20 protein-coding genes are annotated in these 21,161 nt (G+C 73.6%); 8 read left to right on the top strand and 12 right to left on the bottom strand.

Annotated elements, in window-relative coordinates; genetic code table 11:
- Positions 1 to 71: 71 nt before the first annotated feature.
- Together ACFY7H_RS10350 and map are read right to left on the bottom strand one after the other, a co-directional pair.
- The gene (locus tag ACFY7H_RS10350) at positions 72 to 719 is read right to left on the bottom strand and encodes a heme oxygenase (biliverdin-producing) (RefSeq protein ID WP_388935923.1); all 648 of its coding nucleotides are present in this window, start codon (positions 717 to 719) and stop codon (positions 72 to 74) included.
- Between the two features lie 157 nt (positions 720 to 876).
- Positions 877 to 1,734: a type I methionyl aminopeptidase gene (gene map / locus ACFY7H_RS10345; RefSeq protein ID WP_388935920.1), complete on the bottom strand. Its 858-nt coding sequence runs from the start codon at positions 1,732 to 1,734 to the stop codon at positions 877 to 879.
- Positions 1,735 to 1,843: 109 nt separating this feature from the next.
- Here map and ACFY7H_RS10340 point away from each other — a divergent pair, with 109 nt between their 5' ends.
- Positions 1,844 to 2,086 carry a hypothetical protein gene (locus ACFY7H_RS10340; protein WP_388935917.1) on the top strand — a complete coding sequence of 81 codons (243 nt, stop codon included), beginning with the start codon at positions 1,844 to 1,846 and terminating at the stop codon, positions 2,084 to 2,086.
- Between the two features lie 24 nt (positions 2,087 to 2,110).
- Here ACFY7H_RS10340 and ACFY7H_RS10335 read toward each other — a convergent pair whose 3' ends face one another.
- A complete protein-coding gene (locus tag ACFY7H_RS10335) occupies positions 2,111 to 2,716 on the bottom strand; it encodes a hypothetical protein (RefSeq protein WP_388935915.1) in 606 nt (201 codons plus the stop codon).
- A 61-nt stretch (positions 2,717 to 2,777) separates the two neighbouring features.
- Between ACFY7H_RS10335 and npdG the strand changes: the two genes are divergently transcribed.
- Together npdG and ACFY7H_RS10325 are read left to right on the top strand one after the other, a co-directional pair.
- A complete protein-coding gene (gene npdG, locus ACFY7H_RS10330) occupies positions 2,778 to 3,482 on the top strand; it encodes an NADPH-dependent F420 reductase (RefSeq protein ID WP_388935912.1) in 705 nt (234 codons plus the stop codon).
- A gap of 119 nt (positions 3,483 to 3,601) precedes the next feature.
- Positions 3,602 to 3,784, top strand: coding sequence for a hypothetical protein (locus ACFY7H_RS10325; protein WP_388935910.1), 183 nt, complete (start codon positions 3,602 to 3,604; stop codon positions 3,782 to 3,784).
- Between the two features lie 241 nt (positions 3,785 to 4,025).
- Here ACFY7H_RS10325 and ACFY7H_RS10320 read toward each other — a convergent pair whose 3' ends face one another.
- Positions 4,026 to 4,829 (bottom strand): site-2 protease family protein, encoded by an 804-nt coding sequence (locus ACFY7H_RS10320; protein ID WP_388935907.1) that lies wholly within the window; start codon positions 4,827 to 4,829, stop codon positions 4,026 to 4,028.
- 61 nt (positions 4,830 to 4,890) lie between these two features.
- On the opposite strand from ACFY7H_RS10320, the gene ACFY7H_RS10315 reads away from it, so the two are divergent.
- Positions 4,891 to 8,229 (top strand): ATP-binding protein, encoded by a 3,339-nt coding sequence (locus ACFY7H_RS10315; protein ID WP_388935905.1) that lies wholly within the window; start codon positions 4,891 to 4,893, stop codon positions 8,227 to 8,229.
- Positions 8,230 to 8,294: 65 nt separating this feature from the next.
- Here ACFY7H_RS10315 and ACFY7H_RS10310 read toward each other — a convergent pair whose 3' ends face one another.
- The 3 genes from ACFY7H_RS10310 to panB all read right to left on the bottom strand — a co-directional run bounded on the left by ACFY7H_RS10310 (position 8,295) and on the right by panB (position 11,138).
- The gene (locus ACFY7H_RS10310; protein ID WP_388935902.1) at positions 8,295 to 9,143 is read right to left on the bottom strand and encodes an ABC transporter permease; all 849 of its coding nucleotides are present in this window, start codon (positions 9,141 to 9,143) and stop codon (positions 8,295 to 8,297) included.
- Positions 9,140 to 10,162, bottom strand: a complete 1,023-nt coding sequence (locus tag ACFY7H_RS10305) for an ATP-binding cassette domain-containing protein (RefSeq protein WP_388935898.1) — start codon at positions 10,160 to 10,162, stop codon at positions 9,140 to 9,142. Before ACFY7H_RS10305 ends, ACFY7H_RS10310 begins: the two co-directional genes overlap by 4 nt.
- 115 nt (positions 10,163 to 10,277) lie before the next feature.
- Positions 10,278 to 11,138, bottom strand: coding sequence for a 3-methyl-2-oxobutanoate hydroxymethyltransferase (gene panB, locus ACFY7H_RS10300; RefSeq protein ID WP_388935894.1), 861 nt, complete (start codon positions 11,136 to 11,138; stop codon positions 10,278 to 10,280).
- Between the two features lie 307 nt (positions 11,139 to 11,445).
- On the opposite strand from panB, the gene ACFY7H_RS10295 reads away from it, so the two are divergent.
- A complete protein-coding gene (locus ACFY7H_RS10295) occupies positions 11,446 to 12,474 on the top strand; it encodes an endonuclease/exonuclease/phosphatase family protein (RefSeq protein WP_388935891.1) in 1,029 nt (342 codons plus the stop codon).
- A gap of 87 nt (positions 12,475 to 12,561) precedes the next feature.
- Here the strand turns inward: ACFY7H_RS10295 and ACFY7H_RS10290 are convergent, their stop codons facing one another.
- Together ACFY7H_RS10290 and ACFY7H_RS10285 are read right to left on the bottom strand one after the other, a co-directional pair.
- On the bottom strand, positions 12,562 to 14,316 hold the full coding sequence (locus ACFY7H_RS10290; RefSeq protein WP_388935888.1) for an NAD+ synthase: 1,755 nt from the start codon (positions 14,314 to 14,316) through the stop codon (positions 12,562 to 12,564).
- Between the two features lie 80 nt (positions 14,317 to 14,396).
- Positions 14,397 to 15,824: a hypothetical protein gene (locus ACFY7H_RS10285; RefSeq protein WP_388935886.1), complete on the bottom strand. Its 1,428-nt coding sequence runs from the start codon at positions 15,822 to 15,824 to the stop codon at positions 14,397 to 14,399.
- A 307-nt stretch (positions 15,825 to 16,131) separates the two neighbouring features.
- Here ACFY7H_RS10285 and ACFY7H_RS10280 point away from each other — a divergent pair, with 307 nt between their 5' ends.
- On the top strand, positions 16,132 to 16,860 hold the full coding sequence (locus tag ACFY7H_RS10280; protein ID WP_388935883.1) for a DUF998 domain-containing protein: 729 nt from the start codon (positions 16,132 to 16,134) through the stop codon (positions 16,858 to 16,860).
- Complete coding sequence (locus ACFY7H_RS10275) at positions 16,857 to 17,714, top strand: alpha/beta fold hydrolase (protein ID WP_388935880.1); 858 nt, start codon at positions 16,857 to 16,859, stop codon at positions 17,712 to 17,714. Before ACFY7H_RS10280 ends, ACFY7H_RS10275 begins: the two co-directional genes overlap by 4 nt.
- A gap of 22 nt (positions 17,715 to 17,736) precedes the next feature.
- On the opposite strand, the gene ACFY7H_RS10270 is transcribed toward ACFY7H_RS10275, so the two are convergent.
- The 3 genes from ACFY7H_RS10270 to ACFY7H_RS10260 all read right to left on the bottom strand — a co-directional run bounded on the left by ACFY7H_RS10270 (position 17,737) and on the right by ACFY7H_RS10260 (position 19,511).
- The gene (locus ACFY7H_RS10270) at positions 17,737 to 18,411 is read right to left on the bottom strand and encodes a DUF305 domain-containing protein (RefSeq protein WP_388935877.1); all 675 of its coding nucleotides are present in this window, start codon (positions 18,409 to 18,411) and stop codon (positions 17,737 to 17,739) included.
- Positions 18,408 to 19,058, bottom strand: a complete 651-nt coding sequence (locus ACFY7H_RS10265) for a DUF3105 domain-containing protein (RefSeq protein ID WP_388935874.1) — start codon at positions 19,056 to 19,058, stop codon at positions 18,408 to 18,410. Before ACFY7H_RS10265 ends, ACFY7H_RS10270 begins: the two co-directional genes overlap by 4 nt.
- A gap of 69 nt (positions 19,059 to 19,127) precedes the next feature.
- On the bottom strand, positions 19,128 to 19,511 hold the full coding sequence (locus tag ACFY7H_RS10260) for a hypothetical protein (protein ID WP_388935872.1): 384 nt from the start codon (positions 19,509 to 19,511) through the stop codon (positions 19,128 to 19,130).
- A gap of 176 nt (positions 19,512 to 19,687) precedes the next feature.
- Between ACFY7H_RS10260 and ACFY7H_RS10255 the strand changes: the two genes are divergently transcribed.
- Entirely contained in the window at positions 19,688 to 21,049 is a 1,362-nt protein-coding gene (locus tag ACFY7H_RS10255; protein ID WP_344153501.1) for a glutamine synthetase family protein, read from the top strand.
- Positions 21,050 to 21,161 lie beyond the last annotated feature (112 nt).

Below are 21,161 nucleotides of genomic sequence, written 5' to 3'. Positions count from 1 at the left end.
ACGAGGGGGCCGGGCCGGTGCGCGTGCACCCGCCCGGCCCCCTCCCGTCGCACCGCTCGGCCGCCCGGGGCCTACGCGCTGAGCGGGAACTCCTCGCCCAGCTCGCGGAAGACCGCGCCGTTGAAGTCGAAGGCCCGCTTGCACTCGTCGATGATGCGCTGCTTCTCCAGGTCGTCCGCGGCGATCGCGTCCAGCAGCTCCCGGTAGGTCCGCTTGAAGGCGGCCGGGTTGGAGATGTCCGCGAAGACGTAGAACCGCACGCCGTCGCCCTTGCGCTCGAAGCCCCAGGTGCGCTCGGCCTTGTCCCGGATGATCTGGCCGCCGGAGAGGTCGCCCAGGTAGCGGGTGTAGTGGTGGGCGACGTACCCGCCCGGCCAGGAGGCCGCGCACTGCGCGACCCGGTCCGCGTACGCCCGCGTCGCGGGCAGCGCGCTGACGGTGTCCCGCCAGGCCGGGCCCAGCAGGTGGGCCAGGTCGCGCTCGATCTCGGCGACGCGCATCAGCTCGGGCCGTATGAAGGGGCCCGCCACCGGGTCCTCGCGCAGCGACTCGGCGCCGTCCTCCAGCGCCCGGTACACGAACCACAGCTGCTCGGTGTAGCGGGTGTACGCGTCCACCCCGAGGCGCCCGCCGAGCAGGTCGCTCATGAACGTCGAGGTCTCGGCTTCGGTGTGCTGCTCGTGCGAGGCGACACGGATGACCGTGGAGAACGCGTCCAAGACTGACCTCCGGAGAAGAGGAACGGGCCCGGCGGCACGCCGCCGCCACGCCCGATCCTCCTGCTTGGGATTACCTCAGTCAATGTGTTCCCGACGCCTTGTCGGTAAAAACCCTCGGGCGGGCAAAGAACTCGCCGCCGCGCCCGCCGCCGCGCCCCTACGGCAGGGTCAGGATCTCCGCGCCGGTGTCCGTCACCACCAGGGTGTGCTCGAACTGCGCCGTGCGCTTGCGGTCCTTCGTGACGACCGTCCAGCCGTCCTCCCACATGTCGTACTCGTGGGTACCCAGCGTCAGCATCGGCTCGATGGTGAAGGTCATCCCGGGCTCGATGACGGTGGTGGCGTGCGGACTGTCGTAGTGCGGGATGATCAGACCCGAGTGGAAGGACGAGTTGATGCCGTGGCCGGTGAAGTCCCGGACCACCCCGTACCCGAACCGCTTCGCGTACGACTCGATGACGCGGCCGATGACGTTGATCTGACGGCCGGGCTTGACCGCCTTGATCGCCCGGTTCAGGGCCTCCCGGGTGCGCTCCACCAGCAGCCGCGACTCCTCGTCCACCTCGCCGCACAGATAGGTGGCGTTGTTGTCGCCGTGCACCCCGCCGATGTACGCGGTCACGTCGAGGTTCACGATGTCGCCGTCCCGCAGGACGGTCGAGTCCGGGATCCCGTGGCAGATGACCTCGTTCAGCGAGGAGCACAGGGACTTCGGGAACCCCCGGTAGCCCAGCGTCGACGGGTAGGCGCCGTGGTCGCACATGTACTCGTGCGCGACCCGGTCCAGCTCGTCGGTGGTCACCCCGGGCGCGATGTGCTTCGCGGCCTCCTCCATCGCCTGCGCGGCGATCCGGCCGGCGATGCGCATGGCCTCGATCGTCTCGGCCGACTGCACCTCCGGTCCGGTGTACGGAGCGGGCGCGGGCTTGCCCACGTACTCGGGCCGGCGGATGTTTCCGGGGACGGAACGGACGGGAGAGAGCTCGCCTGGTACGAGCAGCGACTGGCCAGACATGCAAGCGAGTGTATCCAGCGGCGATGGGGCAGCATGGCGACGAGGAGCGGTATCGGACGGTATCGAGCGGCGGTACCGGACAGCCGGCGTCGAGAGGAGCCCCGAGGCGATGGCCCTGTTCAAGAAGCGTCAGGTGGGAAAACCGGGCGAGTGGTACTACTGCCTGGTCCACAGCAAGGTCGAGGAAGGTCCCGAGTGCCCGGCCAAGGACCGCTTCGGCCCCTACACCACCCGTGAAGAGGCCGCCCACGCCATGGAGACCGCGCAGGAACGCAACCTCGAATGGCAGAACGACCCCAAGTGGAACGACAAGACCCGAGAGGACGGGGAAGGCGGCGCCGCCAGCCCCTGACCGGGCCGTCCGCGCCGGCGCGGCCTACCAGCGGCTGGGCGGGGGAGCGGTCAGCCGCTCGGCCAGCCCGGCCAGCCGGTCGCGCAGCCGCCGCGGCCCCCGCCGCTCCGGCGGGCCGTTCTCCCCGGCCGCCGCGCTGACCAGGTGCTGCACGGTGTCCAGATCCAGCTCGGAGGTGGCCGGCGGCACCGACAGGGCGTCGTGGGCGAGGGTGCCCAGGTCGGGGTCCCCGCCGTCCAGGGACAGTACGGTCGCCCCCGCGCGCCGGGCGTCGTGCACCCGCTCCAGCAGCCCCGCGCCGGGCCGCTCCGGCGCCACCACCAGCAGCGTGTGCCCGCGCCGGGCCGCCTCCAGCCGGCTCAGCCCCACCGACAGGTGCGGCGGCTCACCCGGCCGCACGTGGTGGCGCACCAGCGTCGGCGCCAGCTCCGGCTGACCCGACCAGGCGGCCTCGTCCACCAGGTGCGCCGCCAGGTGCCAGGGCTCGTACCGCTCGGTGCCCACCAGCAGCAGGCTGCCCCCGCACGGCGCCACCGACCGCCGCAGCGAGCCCGCGAAGCGCCGGGCCTCGTCCGGCCACCCGGTCCCGGCGAGTACCTCGCGCAGCAGCGCCACCCTCACGGCATCCATGGCGGCATCCTGCACCATCGGACTCCCCTCGTCCGGCCTACTCGGCAGTACCCTCGCCCCCATGACTTCCTCAGACAGCACCCAGAAGCCGCCGGCCAAGGACCCCTGGGACCTCCCGGACGTCTCCGGCCTCGTCGTCGGCGTCCTCGGCGGCACCGGCGACCAGGGCAGGGGCCTGGCCTACCGGCTCGCCCGCGCGGGCCAGAAGGTGATCATCGGCTCCCGCGCCGCCGACCGCGCGCGCGGCGCGGCCGAAGAGCTCGGCCTCGGCGTCGAGGGCGCCGACAACGCCGAATGCGCCCGCCGCAGCGACATCGTGATCATCGCGGTGCCGTGGGAGGGCCACGCCAAGACCCTCGAAGCGCTGCGCGAGGACCTCGCAGGCAAGCTCGTCGTGGACTGCGTGAACCCCCTCGGCTTCGACAAGCAGGGCGCCTACGCCCTCCAGGTCGAAGAGGGCAGCGCCGCCCAGCAGGCCGCCGCCCTGCTCCCCGACTCGCGCGTCACCGCCGCCTTCCACCACCTCTCCGCCGTCCTCCTCCAGGACGCCTCGGTCGAGGAGATCGACACCGACGTGATGGTCCTCGGCGAATCCCGCGCCGACACCGACCTCGTCCAGGCCCTCGCCGCCCGCATCCCGGGCATGCGCGGCGTCTTCGCGGGCCGCCTGCGCAACGCCCACCAGGTCGAGGCGATGGTGGCCAACCTCATCTCCACCAACCGCCGCTACAAGGCCCACGCCGGCCTGCGCCTCACCGACGTCTGACCGCCCCGCCCCCGGGGCCGGCGCCGCTCCCGGACCCGCGCCGGCGGCGGGGGCCCGGGCGGGATGGGGGACACTGGAGGGGTTCGACCCCCTTACGTGCCCCCGAGGAGCTGTTCCCGATGCCCCGCCTTGCCGTGTTCGCCCTTGTCGTCTGCGTCCTTGCCGTGGCCGCGGCCGTGGTCGCCTTCGTGGAGGGCAGCTTCCTCGGGATCGTGTGGGTGCTGCTGGCCGGCGTCACGTCCAACATGGCCTGGTTCTACGTACGCAAGGCCAAGGCCGAGAAGCAGCAGCGGGCCGCCTGACCGGGCCGGCCGGGGCCGTCGTGCCCCCGCCGGCCCGCAGGACGCGTACTGGGTCGTCTCTTTCGGGTCTTGCCGGGCAAGCCCGCGGCGTCTGGTGCGGTGCCTCGCGAGGCGGAGGCACAGCGCGCGTACTGGACGTACTCGGCTGTGCCGGCAAGGCGGCGAGGTGCCGTGCCAGACGTCGCGGGTCTGGGGGCACCTCCCAGCGGTAGCTGGGGGAGCGAGATCCGGAAGAGACGGCCTAGTCCTGCGGGGCCGTGCAGAAGAACCCGTCCGAGTCCTGCCAGAAGCGGTACAGGTCGCGGCCGCAGTACGTCTCCAGGTCCGAGACGCCGAGCCCGCGCAGGATCCCCCGGACCGCGTCGAAGAAGACGGCGTTCACCTCCGGGATCCACAGCAGGACGAACACCCCGATCAGCGCGAACGGCGCCAGCGGGGCCAGCTCGCGGCGGACGCGGTGGGGGAGCCAGGGCTCGATGATCCCGTAGCCGTCCAGGCCCGGCACCGGCAGGAAGTTCAGGATCGCCGCCGAGACCTGGAGCAGCGCCAGGAAGGCCAGCGCGAAACGGAAGGGGAGCGGGACCCCGTCGAGGGCGCCCAGCCAGAACGGGGCGGTGCAGACCACCGCGAAGGCCACGTTCGTCAGCGGCCCCGCCGCCGAGACGAGGCTGTGCTTCCAGCGGTCCCGGATCCGGTCGAGCTCGATGTACACGGCCCCGCCGGGCAGGCCCAGCCCGCCCAGGATCACGAACACCACCGGCAGGACGATGCTGAGCAGCGGATGCGTGTACTTCAGCGGGTTCAGGGTCAGGTAGCCCTTGGCGCCGACCGTGATGTCACCGCCGTGCAGCGCCGTCCGGGCGTGCGCGTACTCGTGCAGGCACAGCGAGACCACCCACGCGCACGTGACGAAGAGGAACACGGCCAGCCCCGTGCTCGCCGCGTAGTCCGTCCACACCGCCCAGCCGGTCACGGCCATGACGGCGACGATGCCGAGGAACACGGAACTGATCTGCCGCTCGCTGCGGACGCCCTGATGAACCATGCCGCGAAACCTACCCCGGGCTCGGCGCGGCCGGGGGCGCGGTGCCGGAGAGAATGGGCAGGTGCGCTACGCGATTCTCGGCACCGCCCAGGCCATCCGCGACGACGGGACCACCGTCGCCGTCGGCGGAGCGCGCCTGCGCGCCCTCCTGACCGCGCTCGCCCTGCGGCCGGGCCGCGCGGTGCCGGCGGGGCTGCTGGTCGCCGAGGTGTGGGACGCGGCCCCGCCGGCCGACGCCGTCGCGGCGCTCCAGGCGCTGGTGGGGCGGCTGCGGCGGACGCTCGGGCACGCGGCCGTGCGGTCCGTGGAGGGCGGCTACCGGCTGGAGGCGGAGCGGGACGACGTCGACCTGTACCGCTTCGAGCGGCTGGTACGCGCCGCCGCGGCCGAGCCGGACCCGGCCCGGGCGGCGGCCCTGTACGACGAGGGGCTCGCGCTGTGGCGGGGCCCGGCGCTGGCCTCCCTCCCCGATGCGGCGGCCGAGTCCACGCGCTGGGAGGCCGTACGGACGGACGCGCGCCGGGGCCGCCTGGGCGCGGCGCTGGCGCTGGGCGAGGCGGAACAGGCCCTGCCGGAGCTGACCGAGCTGTGTGCGCGGCAGCCGCTGGACGAGCCCTCGCAGGTGCTGCGGATCCGGGCCCTGCGTGCGGCGGGCCGCCCGGCGGAGGCGCTGGCCGCGTACGAGACCGTCCGTCAGGACCTCGCCGCCCGCCTCGGCACGGACCCGGGCCCCGCGCTGCGCGCCCTCCACTCGGAGCTCCTCTCCCCGCCCCCGCCGGGCACGCCCCCCGCCCCGGCCTCCGCCCCGCTCCCCACCGCCCCCACCGCCCCCGCCGTCCGGCACGACGCCGGGCCCCACGGGAACCTCCGGGCGCGGCTCACCACCTTCGTCGGGCGGGAGGACGACATCCGCGCCATCGGCGACGACCTCGCCCGGGCCCGGCTCGTCACGCTCCTGGGCCCCGGCGGGGCCGGGAAGACCCGGCTCTCGCAGGAGGCCGCCGAGACGCACGCCCGCGCCGCCGCCGACGCCTGGCCCGACGGGGTGTGGTTCGTCGAGCTGGCGCCCGTGGAGGACCCGGAGGACGTCCCCGAGGCGGCCCTCACCGCACTCGGCGCCCGCGAGACCAAGCTGCGCGGGGCCGCCGCCGAGGAGCTGCGCGCACTGACCGACCGGGCCGGGGACGACCCCCTCGACCGGCTCACCGAGCACTGCTCCCGCCGCCGGCTGCTGCTGCTCCTCGACAACTGCGAGCACGTCATCGGCGCCGCCGCGGTACTCGCCGAGCGGCTCCTGACCCACTGCCCCGGCGTGCGGATCCTCGCCACCAGCCGGGAACCCCTCGGCGTACCCGGGGAGTTCCTGCGCCCCGTCGAACCGCTGCCCGACCCGGTCGCCCTGCGGCTGCTCGGCGACCGGGGCGCCGCCGCCCGGCCCGGCTTCCGGGTCACCGACGACCCGGCCGCCGCGGCCGAGATCTGCCGCCGCCTCGACGGGCTGCCGCTCGCCATCGAACTGGCCGCCGCCCGGCTGCGGCTCCTCACCCTCCGCCAGATCGCGGACCGGCTCGACGACCGTTTCCGCCTGCTGACCGGCGGCGCCCGCACCGTCCTGCCGCGCCAGCAGACCCTGCGCGCCGTCGTCGACTGGTCCTGGGACCTGCTGGACGAGCCGGAACGGGCCGTCCTCGGGCGGCTGTCCGTCTTCGCGGGCGGCTGCGACCTGGACGCCGCCGAAGCCGTCTGCGCCGACCCGGACGCCGGCCCGGACACCGACGTCGCCGACGCCATGGCCGCCCTCGTCGACAAGTCCCTCGTCGTGGCCGCGCCCGGCCCCGCCGGCGACATGCGCTACCGCCTCCTGGAGACCGTCGGCGAATACGCCGCCGAGCGCCTCGCCGAGGCCGGCGCAGGAAAGGACCGCGAAGCCACCGAGCACCGCCACCTCGTCCACTACCGCGAACTCGCCCGCACCACCGAACCCCTGCTCCGAGGCCACGGCCAGCGGGCGGCCGCCGACCGGATCGCCACCGAGTACGAGAACCTCCGTACCGCCCTGCGCCGGGCCGTCGCCGCCCGCGACACCGGCGAAGTGCTGTGCCTCGTCCACTCGCTCGGCTGGTACTGGCACATGCAGGACCTCCGCGCCGAGTCCCGGCACTGGTCCGAGGCCGCCGCCGAACTGGGCCCCGACCCCTTCCGGCCGCCCCACGTCCCCGCCGGGCCCGTCTACGAACGGCTCGTCGACTCGCCCCCGCCCTACTCCGGCGAGGTGCTCACCGAGGGCTGGCGCGCCCTGCACCTGGTGCGGCTGGCCTCCCGGGACCAGACCAGCACCGACTGGGACAGCCCCGAGGTCCGCGAGCAGGTGGCGGGCGTGCTCGCCACCTACCGGCCCGGACTCCCGCAGACCTGCCGGACCCCGGCCTCCCTCTGGATCTACGCCGTGATGATCGCCGGCGACGCCGGGCTGCTCAAGCGGGTCGTGGACGCCACCGTCGACACCGCCCGCGAGCTGGGCTACCGCTGGGAGCTCGCCTCCGCCCTCCAGCTGCGGGCCAACATCCTCGCCAACCGCGCCGACTGGGCCGGCGACGCCTCCCGCGACGCCGACGAGAGCCTGGCGCTCTTCCGTGAACTCGGCGACCACTGGGGCTGCGCCGAGGCCCTGTCGGCCCGCGCCGAGTCCCGCGAGAAGCGCGGGGACCACGCCCTGTCCGCCCGGGACTACCGCGAGGCGATCGAGTACGCCGAACGCCTCGGCGCCAAGGCGCAGGTGACGGTGCTGCGGGTACGGATGGCCGGGTCCCTCGTGGAGAGCGGCCGGATCGAGGAGGCCGAGCGGATCCTCACGGAGAGCCTCACCACCCTGGACCGGTTCGGGAACGAGGCCATGCCAGCCGCCCGGATGTTCCTCGCGGGCGTCTACGGCCGCACCGGCCGCATCGCCGAGGCCCGTGACCAGATCCGGACGCTGCGCGAGGAGTTCGCCCTCGGCGCCTTCGCCGTCTTCGACGTGTTCCTCCTCGCGACCACGGCCTGGCTGGACAACCAGGAGGGCAAGTACGAGGACGCCCTGCGGCTGGCCCGGGAGGCGGCGGGAGCCGTCCGGCACCCGCTGGCGATGATGGTCGCCCCGCAGATGCCCGCCCTGTACCTGCTGACGGCCGCGGTGGCCCGGACCGGCCTGGGCGGCACGGGGCAGGCGTACGAGAGCGCGCGACTGCTGGGCGCCTACCGCGCCCACCTGCCGGCCGGGCACGTCCCGGTCTCCTCCGAACGCGAGGACGCCGCCCTCGCCGGGGAACGGGCGCGGGCGGCGCTGGGGGACGCCGCGTACGAGGCGGCGTACGCCGAAGGCGGCGGCCTCACCCTGGAGGAGGCCACCGCCCTCATCTGATCCGGCCGGCTCCCCCCGTGCGGTGCCGTCCGGGACGCGATCCTGACGGACCGGCCGGCCGGGGATCAGGTCTTCTGGCGGAACTTGCGGACCGCGACCGGCATGGTGACCGCCGTGATGGCGACCGACCAGGCCAGCGTGACCCACACGGAGTTCCCCAGCGGGGTGCCGTTGATCAGGCCGCGGGCGGCGTCGGCCAGGTTGGACAGCGGGTTGTAGTCCGTGAAGGACTGCAGCCAGCCCGGCATCGTCGTCGGCGGGGCGAAGATCGAGCTGCCGAACTGCAGCGGCATCAGGACCAGCATCGCCATGCCCTGGACGGCCTGCGCGGTCTTCAGGGTCAGACCCAGCAGGATGAAGATCCACATCAGGGAGGCGCCGAAGACGGCCGACAGCCCGATGGCGAGGAACAGGTCCAGCACCGAGGACTTGATGGACAGACCCAGGATGAAGCCCACGGTGAGCAGGATGGCGATGGCGACCATCATCCGGCCGAGCTCGACCACGATCTTCGCGATGAGGACCGAGGACCGGGCGATGGGCATGGACCGGAAGCGGTCCATCACGCCCTTCTTGAAGTCGTCGTTGACGCCGGTGCCGACACCCATCGCGATGTTCATGCCCATCATCGCCATCAGGCCCGGGACCACGTAGTTGACGTACTCGCCCTGGTTGCCCTTGCCGGAGATCGCGCCGCCGAAGACGAACACGAACAGCAGCGTGAAGATGATCGGCATGAACAGGACGTCGAACATCGACTCCGGGTCCTGCTTGATCTGAAGGGCGTTGCGCCGGACGAGCGCGCCGATGTGGCGCAGGTTGGCCCGCAGGCCGATCCGGCCCTCGGAGGGCGGGCGGGACGCGGCCGTGACGGCCGCGGTGGTGCTGGGCTTCGTCGTGGTGGCGGTGCTCATGCCGCGACCTCCTGGTTCGGCTCGGTCTTGCGGGTGGGTGCGGCGTCCTCGGCCGTCGCCGGCTTCTGGCCGGTGATGGACAGGAACACCTCGTCCAGGCTGGGCAGGTACGTGCCGAGGTCGGCGATCGCGTATCCGCGGGCGGCCAGCAGGCCGACCACCGCGGTCAGCTGCCCGTCGCTCAGGATCGGCACCAGCAGCACGCCCTCGTCCGGCACCGCCTGGGAGCCGGCCACCCCGTCCAGACCGGCCTCCGCCAGCGAGCGGGCGATGTCCGGCAGGTCGGACGGGTGCACCGGCCGGATCCGCAGGGTGCGGCCCCCGACGCGGGCCTTCAGCTCGTCGACCCTGCCCTTGGCGATGACCTTGCCGCGGTCGATGACCGTCAGCTCGTTCGCGAGCTGCTCGGCCTCCTCCATGTACTGGGTGGTGAGCAGCACGGTGGCGCCCTCGGCGACCATCCGCTGCACCTCGTCCCACACCTCGTTGCGGGTACGGGGGTCCAGACCGGTGGTCGGCTCGTCCAGGTAGAGCACCGCCGGGCGGCCGATCATCGAGGCGGCCAGGTCGAGCCGGCGGCGCATCCCGCCGGAGTAGTGCATCGCCGCCTTCTTCGCCGCCTCGGTCAGGGAGAACCGCTCCAGCAGCTCGTCCGCGCGGGCCCGGGCGTCCTTGCGGGACAGGTCCAGCAGCCGGCCGATCATGTAGAGGTTCTCCCGGCCGGAGAGCTTCTCGTCGACCGAGGCGTACTGGCCGGTGAGGCCGATGGTGCGGCGCAGCTGCCGGGGCTGGCGGACCACGTCGAATCCGGCGACCGTGGCGGTGCCCGCGTCGGGGACGATCAGGGTGGACAGGCAGCGGACCAGGGTGGTCTTGCCGGCGCCGTTCGGTCCCAGCACGCCGAGCACGGTGCCCTCGCGGACGTCCAGGTCGACCCCGTCCAGGGCCTTGGTCTCGCCGTAGTGCTTGACCAGCCCCCGCACTTCCACGGCGTGGGAGTTCTTGTCGTTTCGCGTCATGTCCACCATGGGACCAGCCGTCACTGACAAAGCTCCGACAGCCGGCCAACAGCGGAACGACGGGCAGCCGACAGCCCGCCGGCCCCGTGGCCGGCGGGCTGTCGGTACGCGCGGACTAGTGGAAGGCGTGCTCCTCCTGCGGGAACGTTCCGCCCACCACGTCCTCGGCGAAGGCCTTCGCCGCGTCACCCATGGTCCGGCGCAGGTCCGCGTACTGCTTGACGAAGCGCGGCATCTTCCCGCCGGTCAGGCCCATCATGTCGGTCCACACGAGCACCTGCGCGTCGCACTCGGAGCCCGCGCCGATGCCGACGGTCGGGATGTGCAGCGACCGGGTGACCTCGGCGGCCAGCTCGGCCGGGACCAGCTCCAGGACCACCGCGAAGGCACCCGCGTCCTGCGCGGCCTTCGCGTCGCGCAGCAGCTGGTGCGCGGCCTCGTCGGTGCGGCCCTGCACCCGGTAGCCCATGGCGTTCACGGACTGCGGGGTCAGGCCCAGGTGGGACATGACCGGGATGCCGGACTGGACGATCAGCTCGGTCTGGTGCAGCGAGCGCTCCCCGCCCTCCAGCTTGACCGCCCCGACACCGGCCTCCTTCACCAGCCGGGTCGCGCTGCGCAGCGCCTGCACGGCGCCTTCCTGGTAGGAGCCGAACGGCAGGTCGCCGACGACCAGGGCCCGGCTGGTGCCCCGTACGACGGCCGCCGACAGCAGGGTCATCTCGTCCATCGTCACGGGGACGGTGGTGTCGTAGCCGAGGTGGCAGTTGCCCATGGAGTCACCGACGAGGATCACCGGGATCCCGGCCTCGTCGAACACGGACGCCGTCATGGCGTCGTAGGCGGTGAGCATGGGCCACTTCTCGCCGCGCTCCTTGGCGAGGTTGAGGTCGCGGACGGTGATCCGCCGGTTGCCCGTGCCCCCGTACAGGGTGGGGGAGGCGGCTTCGCGGGCAGGCGAAACGGCATGCGTCATTGCAACTGCTCCTTGTGTCATCTCGAGGCACCCTTACGGCGTCCCCGGACTCACCCACCATGGTGGCACCCGTCCGGCCGTGGACGGAAGTGGGAGGGCCGCGGCGCGCTGACCGGTCCGTCACACTCCTGGCCCGTCTCCAGGCGCGCCGGAGCCAATGTGCGCGTTTCGTGACAAGCGGAACCCTTGCCGCACGGCCGTTCGTCCTCCCGGTTGTACGGCCGCGAGGACGGCACGGAAAGGCTCCCGACATCGCCTAGGGTCAAGGCACGGGGACGGAGCGCGAGCACGGCAGCGAGGACATGGCATGGCACAGGCGTACATGACGGAGACGGGGAACGGCGGCTCCGACCCCGGGCCCCCCGGATCCGGACTGAAGCGCCTCCTGGCCGAGCTGCGGGGCGACCGCGGCATCTGGAAGCGCGGCATCGTCACCGCCGGGGTCGCCGCCCTGATCTCGCTGGTGATGATCTTCCACGCCGAGCTCTCCAACGACGTGGGCAACCTCGGCAGCCTCGTCGAGACCTTCCTGCCCTGGCTGGGGCTGGCCGTGCCGGTCCTGCTGGCCATCGCCGTGATCCGCAGGTCCGCGACGGCCCTGATCGCGATACTGCTGACGGCCGCGGTCTGGGTGAACCTCTTCGGCGGCCTGGTCACCGACAAGTCGGGCTCCCGCGGCAACCTGATGGTCGCCGCCCACAACGTCGACGCCGACAACCCCGACCCGCGCGGCACCGGCGAGGCGCTCGCCACCTCGCGGGCGGACGTGCTGGCCCTGACCGAGCTCAAGGCGAGCGCCGTCCCCGTCTACGAGAAGGCCCTCGGAGGCGCGTACAAGTACCACGCGGTCGAGGGCACGGTCGGCGTGTGGAGCAAGTACCCGCTGACCTCCAGCAAGCCCGTGGACATCCGGCTCGGCTGGACCCGCGCCATGCGCACCACCGTCGCGAGCCCCTTCGGCGAGATCGGCGTGTACGTCGCCCACCTCCCCTCGGTCCGGGTCAAGCTCAACGCCGGCTTCACCGCCAACCAGCGCGACAACAGCGCCGACGCGCTCGGGGCGGCCCTCGCCGCCGAACCGCTGAAGAACGTCATCCTGCTCGGCGACCTCAACGGCACCATGAACGACCGCGCCCTGTCCGAGGTCACCTCGCAGATGCGTTCCACCCAGGGCGCGGCCGGCGACGGCTTCGGCTTCAGCTGGCCGGCGCAGTTCCCGATGGCCCGGATCGACCAGATCATGGTGCGCGGGGCGAAGCCGGAGGCCTCCTGGACCCTGCCCCGCACGGGCAGCGACCACCTCCCGGTGGCCGCCCGGGTGACCGTACGCAGGTGAGCGGCGCGCCGCCCGCGCGAAGCCGGGAGGGGGCCCGCCGCTCACGAGGCGGGCTCCCTGGCTTCCCCGTCGGGCCGGCTGCGGCGGCTACGCGCGCTCGCGCCAGCCGTTGGTGATGGGCAGCCGGCGGTCCTTGCCGAAGCCCTTCGCGGAGATCTTGGTGCCCGGCGGGTACTGGCGGCGCTTGTACTCGGCCGTGTCCACCATCCGCAGGGTCCGGGCCACCAGCTGCCGGTCGAAGCCGGCCGCGACGATCTCCTCCAGACCCTGGTCCCGGTCCACGTACAGGTCCAGGATCGCGTCGAGCACCGGGTAGTCCGGCAGCGAGTCCGTGTCCACCTGACCCGGGCGCAGCTCGGCGCTCGGCGGCTTCACGATCGAGTTCTCCGGGATGGGAGGGGTCTCGCCCCGCTCGACGGCGGCCCGGTTGCGGTACCGGGCGAGCCGGAAGACGTCGCTCTTGTAGACGTCCTTGATCGGCCCGTAGGCGCCGACGGAGTCCCCGTAGAGGGTGGAGTAGCCGACGGCCAGCTCGGACTTGTTGCCCGGGGCCAGCACGATGTGCCCCTCCTGGTTGGACACCGCCATCAGCAGGGTGCCGCGCAGCCGGGACTGGAGGTTCTCCTCGGCCAGGCCGGTCAGGCCCAGCGAGCCCATGTAGGCGTCGAACATCGGCTCGATCGAGACGGTGCGGAAGTTCAGCCCGGTCCGTTCCGCCAGATCGGCGGCGTCGCCCTTGGAGTGCTCCGAGGAGTACTTCGAGGGCATGGCGATGCCGTACACGTTCTGCGCCCCGACCGCGTCGCAGGCGATGGCCGCGACGAGCGCCGAGTCGATGCCCCCGGAGAGCCCGATCAGGACGGAACGGAAGCCGTTCTTCCTGACGTACGCGCGCAGGCCCACGACCAGCGCGTCGTACACCTCCTCGTCGTCGTCCAGGCGCTCGGCGTAGCCACCGGTCACGACCGGCTCGTACGCCTCCACCGGCTCCTCGGAGAGGACCACGCGGTCGATGCGCAGGCCGTCGTCCACCACCCCCTCGGGGGCGTCCGCCCGGGCGGCCGGCAGGTCCAGGTCAACCAGGACGCAGCCCTCGGAGAACTGCGGGGCGCGGGCGATGACCTCGCCGGACGCGTCCACGACGATCGAGTCGCCGTCGAAGACCAGCTCGTCCTGGCCGCCCATCATCGCCACGTAGGCGAGGGTGCAGCCGGCCTCCTGGGCGCGCTTGCGGACCAGTTCGAGGCGTACGTCGTCCTTGTTGCGCTCGTACGGGGACGCGTTGACGGAGATCAGCAGCCCGGCCCCGGCTGCGCGGGTGGCCGGGACGCGGCCGCCCTCCTGCCAGAGGTCCTCGCAGATGGCCAGGGCCACGTCGACGCCGTGCACCCGGATGACGGGCTGGGTCTCGCCCGGCACGAAGTACCGGAACTCGTCGAAGACCCCGTAGTTGGGCAGGTGGTGCTTGGCGAACCGCAGGACGACCCGGCCGCGGTACAGCACGGCCGCCGCGTTCTCCGGGGACCCCGCGGGGCGCCCCAGCCGGGGGGCGGCCCGCTCGCTGCGGTCGAGGTAGCCGACGACGACGGGGAGCCCGCCGAGCCCCTCGTCCGCCAGCCGCCGGGCCAGCGCGGCCAGCGCGGTGCGGGACGCTTCCACGAAGGAGGCCCGCAGGGCCAGGTCCTCGACGGGGTAGCCCGTCAGCGTCATCTCCGGGAACGCCACGAGGTGGGCGCCCTGCTCGGCGGAGTGCCGCGTCCAGTGCACGACCGAGTCGGAGTTGGCGGCGATGTCGCCGACCTGCGAGTCGATCTGATTCAGAGCGAGGCGTAGTTGAGGCACGGGCCCAGTCTAATCGTCTTTCTGACGCGATGTCCTGGGCCGGGCCGTGACGCCGTCGTTTCCGCAGCCCGGCGGACGGTTCAGCGGACCGGCCCGGTGAACTTCGCCGGGGGCAGCAGGACGCCGGGGGAGAGGTCCGCGCTGATGGACTTCGTGCCCTCCGGCACCTCGAAGGCGGCACTGCCGGACGCCGAGTGGCCCGGCTCGATCACCGTCTCGACGCGCTTGGGCATCCGGCCGTCGAAGACGAGCTTGCCGGGCCGGCCCTGGTCGTCGACGACCGTGGGAATCGCGTGGACGACGCGGTGGGGCCGGTCGGAGGTGTTGGTGATGGTGAAGTCCACCCGCACCGCGTTGCCCACCTCGATCCACTTGCTGCTGGTGGTGTACTTCCGGGGTTCGGCGACGCTCACCTGGATCCCGCTGGGGTACGTGTACGTACGGCCGAAGTCGAGCGGGGTCGTGATGCCGGGGCCCGACGGGGGCACGGCGGCGTCCTCGTCACCTTCGACCAGGTCGTCCTCGTCCCACTCCTGGTCCCACTCCTCGTCCCACTCCGGATCCACGGTGATCTCGCGGCCGGCGCGCTCGACGGCCCGGTCGACGACGGCGACGGTGAGGAACCAGCCGCCGGCGCAGGCGCCCAGGCTGAGCAGGCCGAGGCCGGCGCCCACGAGGGACATCACCTTGCGCGGGGCGCCGGCCAGGGCGCGCACGAGGGCGGCGATGCCGAGGCCGAGGGCGGTGAGGCCGAGGAGCGCGCCGATCCAGAACACGAACGGGACGACGGCCACCGGGACGGCCACCAGGCCCAGGACCAGCGCGGCGACGGCCATCCCGTTGGAGGGCGCGCCGGGCACGGGCCGGAAGCCGGGATGGGCGGCGTAGCCGGGGTACGCGGCGTAGGGCGGCGCCGGCGGCGGGCCGGCGTGGCCCCAGGCGCCGGTGGGCGGGGCGGGCTGGCCCCAGGCGCCGGTGGGCGGGCCGGAGGCGCTCGGCGGGAACTGCGGCGGGGCCGCTCCGGGGGCGGGCGCGGCCCACGGGTCGAACTCCCCGGGCGGGGGCGTCGGGGCGTGGGCGGGCGGGACCGCCTGTGCGGGCTGGGCCTGGGCGGGCGGGACCGCCTGTGCGGCCGGCGTGTTGGCGGGCTGGGCCGCCTGTGCGGGCGGCGCGTCGGCCGGCGAGGCGTCGGCGGGCGGGGCCTGTGCGCGCGGGGCGTCGGCTGGCGGGGCGTCGGCGGGAGGGCCCTCGGCCGGTGCGGCGTCCGTCGGCGAGGCGTCGGCGGGCGGGGCGTCCGTCGGCGGGGTCTTCGTCAGCGACGGCCGCACCGGCTCGGGGGCGGGGGCCGCCGGCTCCGGCGCGGACGCGGCGGTGTCCGTCCCCGGCGTCCGCGGCTCCTCCGGCTCCGGCTTCTCCAGTGACGGCTTCTCCGCCCCGGGTATGGGCGCGTCCGCGGGCTCGGGCGGCGGACCGGACGGGGTCCCGGGCGGGTTCGGGGGCGTACTCATGCCTGAGGCGTCCTTGGAGTGTGCGGCGTACGGGGCGCGGAACGCGGTGTACGGACGATGCGGGCAGCCTGCCATGCCCCCCGGCACCCTCCAAGCGGATTCGGCCCCGCGCCCCGGCCCGGGAGCGGAATCGGCCGAAGTGCCGGAATCCGGACTCCGGCCCGGGGAACGCGGCAGGCGGCGCGCACGTTCTCCCCGTGCGGGACTCGGCCGGATGGCCCTGGGCGCGCATCCCGGCGATCCCGGCCGCGGCACCGCCCGGGGGCGCCGCACGCCGATGCCGGATCTGCTGAGGATCATTCACCCCATGCGTACAGAACGCCCGAAACGTCCGCACCGCCCCGCAGGAGACGCACCCCCGAGCACCAGGCCCGTCGCCCTCCTCATCGGCCTCGGCGCGGCCGCGTACACCGCCTGGGTGCTCGAAGTCGTCCTCTCCACCGGCCTCAACCCCATCGAGACCTACGTCAGCGAACTCGCCGCCCAGGACCAGCCCCTCGGCGGCCTCTTCCGGGCCACCGACTTCACCGCGGGCCTGCTCGTCCTCCTCGGCGGGCTGCTCGCCCTGGCGCGCCTCGTCCGCCACCCCCCGTCCCGGGGCCCCTGGGCCGTCGCCGGCTGGTGCGGGATCACCCTCTTCGGCGCGGCCACCGCCGCCGACGCCTGGCTTCCGCTCAGCTGCCGGCCCACCGCCGACCCCGAATGCGCCGCCCGCGAGACCGCCGGACTCGTCCCGGCCACCCACCAGGCCCACGCCATCAGCAGCAGCCTCGCCATGACCGGGGCCCTCATCGGGACGGTGGCGCTCACCGTCGCCGCCCGGCGGTACGGGCGCCTCGCGCCCCTCGCCCGCTACGGCCCCGCCCTCGTCACCATGGAGCTGCTCGCCACCGCCTGGACGCTGACCGCCATCGCCCTGTTCACCGCCGGGCACGGCACCTGGGCGCTCGGCGCGGGACAGCGGCTCCAGGTGCTGCTGGTCGCGCTCTGGCTGGGGCTGCTGGCCCGCTCCGTCCACGAGGAGCGCCGTACGTGAACCCCCCGCCCCGCTTCGTCCGCGTGGACGGGATCCCGCTGCACGTCGCCGTCGAGGGCGCTGGGCCGCCCGTGGTGCTGAGCGCCGGGCTCGCCATGGCCTGGTTCGACTGGGACCCGGTCGCGGCCCTGCTCGCGGCCCGGGACCGGACCGTGATCCGCTTCGACCGGCCGGGGCACGGGCTGAGCGCCCCGGCGACCGAGCCGCCCGGCGCCGCCGGGGAAGCCCGCCGGATCGCGGGCCTGCTGGACGGGCTGGGCCTGGGCGGCACGCCCGTCACCGTCGTCGGGCACTCCATCGCCGGGTTCCACGCCGAGGCCTTCGCCCGCCTGTACCCGGAGCGCACCGCCGCCCTCGTCCTGGTCGACTCCAGCGTCGAGGAGGCGCCCCGTACGGTGCTGCCCGCCGCGCTGCGCACCGGCGCCGCCCGCGCGCTCGGCCGGGCCGTGACCGCCGCCGGGCTCCCGGCCGCGCTGGGGCCCGCGCTGCGCGGCGGGGCCGTCCGCGCCTCCCGGGCCGGCCGGGCCGCGGATCCGGCCGCGCGGGACCTCGTACGCCGCTGCTACCGCACGGGCCGGGTCTGGCGCGGGGCCCTCCTGGAGAACTCCCGCTACCCCGACACCGCCGCCGAGCTGCTCGCCCTGCGCGCGGAGCACCCGCTGACGGCGCCCGCCACCGTCCTGGCCGGCCACGACGGCCAACCGGGCGACGCCGCCCGGCGCTGGCTCGGCCGCCAGGCGGCCCTCGCCGAGGTGCTCGGCGCCCGCTTCGAGGTCGCCGAGCCGGCCGGACACCTGGTCATGCTGGACCGCCCGCACCAGGTGGCGCGGGCGGTCCTGCACGCCCGCGGGTAGCCGCCGGGCCGGGCGGGGCGGGCTACCGCGGCGCCGCCCCGCGCCCGCGCAGCATGTCCGCCATCAGCGTCAGCTCCGACTGCTGCGCCTCGACCATGCCCTGGGCCAGCGCCCGCTCCGCCGGAGTGGCGCACTGGCGGGCACAGCCCTCGGCCATGGCGACGCCGCCCTTGTGGTGGTCGGTCATCAGCTGGAGGTACAGCACCTCGGCGTCCCGGCCGTTCGCCGCGCCGAGCCGCGAGAGCTCCTCCTTCGTCGCCATCCCGGGCATCAGCGCCCCGGGCTTGGCGCCGGCGTGCCCCGTGTGGCCCCCGGACCCGCCGTGGCCCTCCTGCGAGGACATCCACGACATCGGCGGCTCGTCCGCCACCACCTTCGGCAGCCCCCACAGGTCCAGCCAGCCCAGCAGCATGCCGCGCTGGTTGGCCTGCGTGTTCGCGATGTCGTACGCGAGGCTGCGCACGGACTCGTCCTGGGTGCGGTCGCGGACGATGAAGGACATCTCCACCGCCTGCTGGTGGTGCACCGCCATGTCCCGGGCGAAGCCCGCGTCCGGCGAGTACAGGGCCGGCGCGGCGGCGGACGGGGAGCGCCCGCCGTCACCGTCCGGGCCGTTCGCGGTGGCGACCGTGGCCCCCACCGCGAACAGCACGGCGAGCACGACGGCCGCGCCCGCCGCCCAGTACGTACGGGTCACTTCTCGCCCACCCCGTTGGTGCAGGCCGCGCCCGGCTCGGGGGTCTGCTGGCCCTGCACGTACTTGGTGAAGAACTGCGCCACGCGCGGGTCGTCCGCCTTGTCCACCGTCAGCTGCTTGCCCCAGGCGCTGAGCATGATCGCGCCGGCCTGCTCCTTGACGGGGCTGAGCAGCGTGTACGGGGTCTTGCCGACCTTCTCGGCGAGCTTGTCGACCTCGGCCTTGTCGGCCTTGTCGTTGTACGTCACCCAGACCGCGCCGTGCTCCAGCGAGTGGACGGCGTTCACCTCGGGGATCGGGTTCTTGTAGACGTCGCCGTCGCAGTTCATCCAGCGGGGGTGGTGGTCGCCGCCGACGGGCGGGTTCATCTCGTACTTGACCGCGGTCTCGACGTGGTTGCGGCCGAGCTTCTTCGCGTCCCAGGTCTGCTCGCCCGAGACCGGCGCCTTGCGCGCCGCCTCCGCGTCCTTCTCCTTCTGCTTCTGGTCGATCAGCACCCAGGCGCCGAATCCGACGAGACCGGCGACGATCGCCGTGGAGACGCTGATCGCGAGGATCTTGTTGCGCCGCTCGCGCGCCTGCTCGGCGCGGCGCATCTCGGCTATGCGCTGCTGGCGGGAGTTCTGCTGTGACGTCCTGCTGGCCATGTGCCCTGTTCCTTCTGCTGAGGGGGTGTGGGGGTGGAGCCGGTGGTGCCGTCCGGTGCGCCGGAGCGCTCAGGTCCGCAGCACTTGCAGGACGTGCAGGCCGGGCGCGCGCGCGAGGGTCCCGGGCGGCCGCACCGGCCCCGCGGCCGCGCCCGGGCGGGCGGCGGGCACCGGCCCGCTCCGGGGCAGGGCCACGGCGGGCGGCGGGGCGGGCAGCACGGCCGGGGTGACGTGGGAGAGGGGGGAACAGCCCGGAGGGTCGTACGGGGACACGCAGGTGGCGTGCGCGGCGTGCCCGCTGTGCCCGGCGTGCACCCGTCCGGGCTCCGCCGCGGGCCGCACGCACAGGAACGCCACGCCGGCCGCCACCCCGGCCGCGATCAGCAGCACGAGGAAGGCGCGCCGGAAGGGACGCCCGCGGCGTCCGCTCCCCGTGTACTCCCAGCCCCCCATGGGCGCCGATGGTAATGCTCATGACTTGTGCGCGGTCGGAGCGGGGGTGCCATCGGCTCTGGGGGGTGCGTAATGTGGCGGAAACCACCACTGGCGATACTGGACGGGCCCGACCGCGCCCCCCCGCCCTTTTGGGGTGGTGGTGCACGGATCGTCTGAACTGCGAGGATGAAGGCATGGACAAGCAGCAGGAATTCGTCCTCCGGACGCTCGAGGAGCGCGACATCCGCTTCGTGCGCCTGTGGTTCACCGATGTGCTGGGCTTCCTGAAGTCCGTCGCGGTCGCCCCCGCCGAGCTGGAGCAGGCCTTCGACGAGGGCATCGGCTTCGACGGCTCGGCGATCGAGGGCTTCGCCCGGGTCTACGAGTCCGACATGATCGCCAAGCCGGACCCCGGGACCTTCCAGATACTGCCGTGGCGCGCCGAGGCCCCCGGGACGGCCCGGATGTTCTGCGACATCCTGATGCCGGACGGCTCCCCCTCGTTCGCGGACCCGCGCTACGTCCTCAAGCGCATCCTGGCCAAGACGTCCGACCTGGGCTTCACCTTCTACACCCACCCGGAGATCGAGTTCTTCCTGCTGAAGGACAAGCCGCTGGACGGCACCCGCCCCGTCCCGGCCGACAACTCCGGCTACTTCGACCACACCCCGCAGAACGTGGGCATGGACTTCCGCCGCCAGGCGATCACCATGCTCGAATCCATGGGCATCTCGGTGGAGTTCAGCCACCACGAGGGCGCCCCGGGCCAGCAGGAGATCGACCTCCGCTACGCCGACGCCCTCTCGACCGCCGACAACATCATGACGTTCCGCCTGGTCATGAAGCAGGTCGCCCTCGAACAGGGCGTCCAGGCCACGTTCATGCCGAAGCCCTTCTCCGAATACCCGGGCTCCGGCATGCACACCCACCTGTCCCTCTTCGAGGGCGACCGCAACGCCTTCTACGAATCGGGTGCCGAGTACCAGCTCTCGAAGGTGGGCCGCTCCTTCATCGCGGGCCTCCTGAAGCACGCCGCGGAGACGGCCGCCGTCACCAACCAGTGGGTCAACTCCTACAAGCGCATCTGGGGCGGCTCCTCCCGCACCGCCGGCTCCGGCGGCGAGGCCCCCTCGTACATCTGCTGGGGCCACAACAACCGCTCGGCGCTGATCCGCGTCCCGATGTACAAGCCGGGCAAGACGGGTTCCTCCCGGGTGGAGGTCCGCTCGATCGACTCCGGCGCCAACCCCTACCTGACGTACGCCGTACTCCTGGCGGCGGGCCTCAAGGGCATCGAGGAGGGCTACGAACTCCCGGCGGGCGCCGATGACGACGTCTGGGCCCTCTCCGACGCCGAACGCCGCGCGATGGGCATCGAGCCCCTCCCGCAGAACCTGGGCGAGGCCATCTCCCTGATGGAGCGCAGCGAACTGGTCGCCGAAACCCTCGGCGAGCACGTCTTCGACTTCTTCCTGCGCAACAAGAAGCAGGAGTGGGAGGAGTACCGCAGCGAGGTCACCGCCTTCGAGCTCCGGAAGAACCTGCCGGTGCTGTAACCGCAGCTCAGCGGCGATACCCGAGTCAGACGGCACTCCGGGCCGGCGGCAGACAGCCGCCGGCCCGGACTCGTCTCAGTCCTCCTGGGCCGTCTGTGGGCCGTCAGCCATC

The organism is Streptomyces sp. NPDC012794 (assembly GCF_042901085.1).
GTDB lineage: Bacteria > Actinomycetota > Actinomycetes > Streptomycetales > Streptomycetaceae > Streptomyces.
Note: the sequence above shows the minus strand (reverse complement) of the source record. Positions and strands in the feature narration are given on the sequence as shown.

What these genes read in the sequence shown, in the direction of transcription:
- map (WP_388935920.1), bottom strand. Translation starts at nt 1,734, where the DNA reads ATGTCTGGCCAGTCGCTGCTCGTACCAGGCGAGCTCTCTCCCGTCCGT.
- ACFY7H_RS10340 (WP_388935917.1), top strand. Translation starts at nt 1,844, where the DNA reads ATGGCCCTGTTCAAGAAGCGTCAGGTGGGAAAACCGGGCGAGTGGTAC.
- ACFY7H_RS10335 (WP_388935915.1), bottom strand. Translation starts at nt 2,716, where the DNA reads ATGGATGCCGTGAGGGTGGCGCTGCTGCGCGAGGTACTCGCCGGGACC.
- npdG (WP_388935912.1), top strand. Translation starts at nt 2,778, where the DNA reads ATGACTTCCTCAGACAGCACCCAGAAGCCGCCGGCCAAGGACCCCTGG.
- ACFY7H_RS10325 (WP_388935910.1), top strand. Translation starts at nt 3,602, where the DNA reads ATGCCCCGCCTTGCCGTGTTCGCCCTTGTCGTCTGCGTCCTTGCCGTG.
- ACFY7H_RS10320 (WP_388935907.1), bottom strand. Translation starts at nt 4,829, where the DNA reads ATGGTTCATCAGGGCGTCCGCAGCGAGCGGCAGATCAGTTCCGTGTTC.
- ACFY7H_RS10310 (WP_388935902.1), bottom strand. Translation starts at nt 9,143, where the DNA reads ATGAGCACCGCCACCACGACGAAGCCCAGCACCACCGCGGCCGTCACG.
- ACFY7H_RS10305 (WP_388935898.1), bottom strand. Translation starts at nt 10,162, where the DNA reads ATGACGCGAAACGACAAGAACTCCCACGCCGTGGAAGTGCGGGGGCTG.
- panB (WP_388935894.1), bottom strand. Translation starts at nt 11,138, where the DNA reads ATGACGCATGCCGTTTCGCCTGCCCGCGAAGCCGCCTCCCCCACCCTG.
- ACFY7H_RS10295 (WP_388935891.1), top strand. Translation starts at nt 11,446, where the DNA reads ATGGCACAGGCGTACATGACGGAGACGGGGAACGGCGGCTCCGACCCC.
- ACFY7H_RS10285 (WP_388935886.1), bottom strand. Translation starts at nt 15,824, where the DNA reads ATGAGTACGCCCCCGAACCCGCCCGGGACCCCGTCCGGTCCGCCGCCC.
- ACFY7H_RS10280 (WP_388935883.1), top strand. Translation starts at nt 16,132, where the DNA reads ATGCGTACAGAACGCCCGAAACGTCCGCACCGCCCCGCAGGAGACGCA.
- ACFY7H_RS10265 (WP_388935874.1), bottom strand. Translation starts at nt 19,058, where the DNA reads ATGGCCAGCAGGACGTCACAGCAGAACTCCCGCCAGCAGCGCATAGCC.
- ACFY7H_RS10260 (WP_388935872.1), bottom strand. Translation starts at nt 19,511, where the DNA reads ATGGGGGGCTGGGAGTACACGGGGAGCGGACGCCGCGGGCGTCCCTTC.
- ACFY7H_RS10255 (WP_344153501.1), top strand. Translation starts at nt 19,688, where the DNA reads ATGGACAAGCAGCAGGAATTCGTCCTCCGGACGCTCGAGGAGCGCGAC.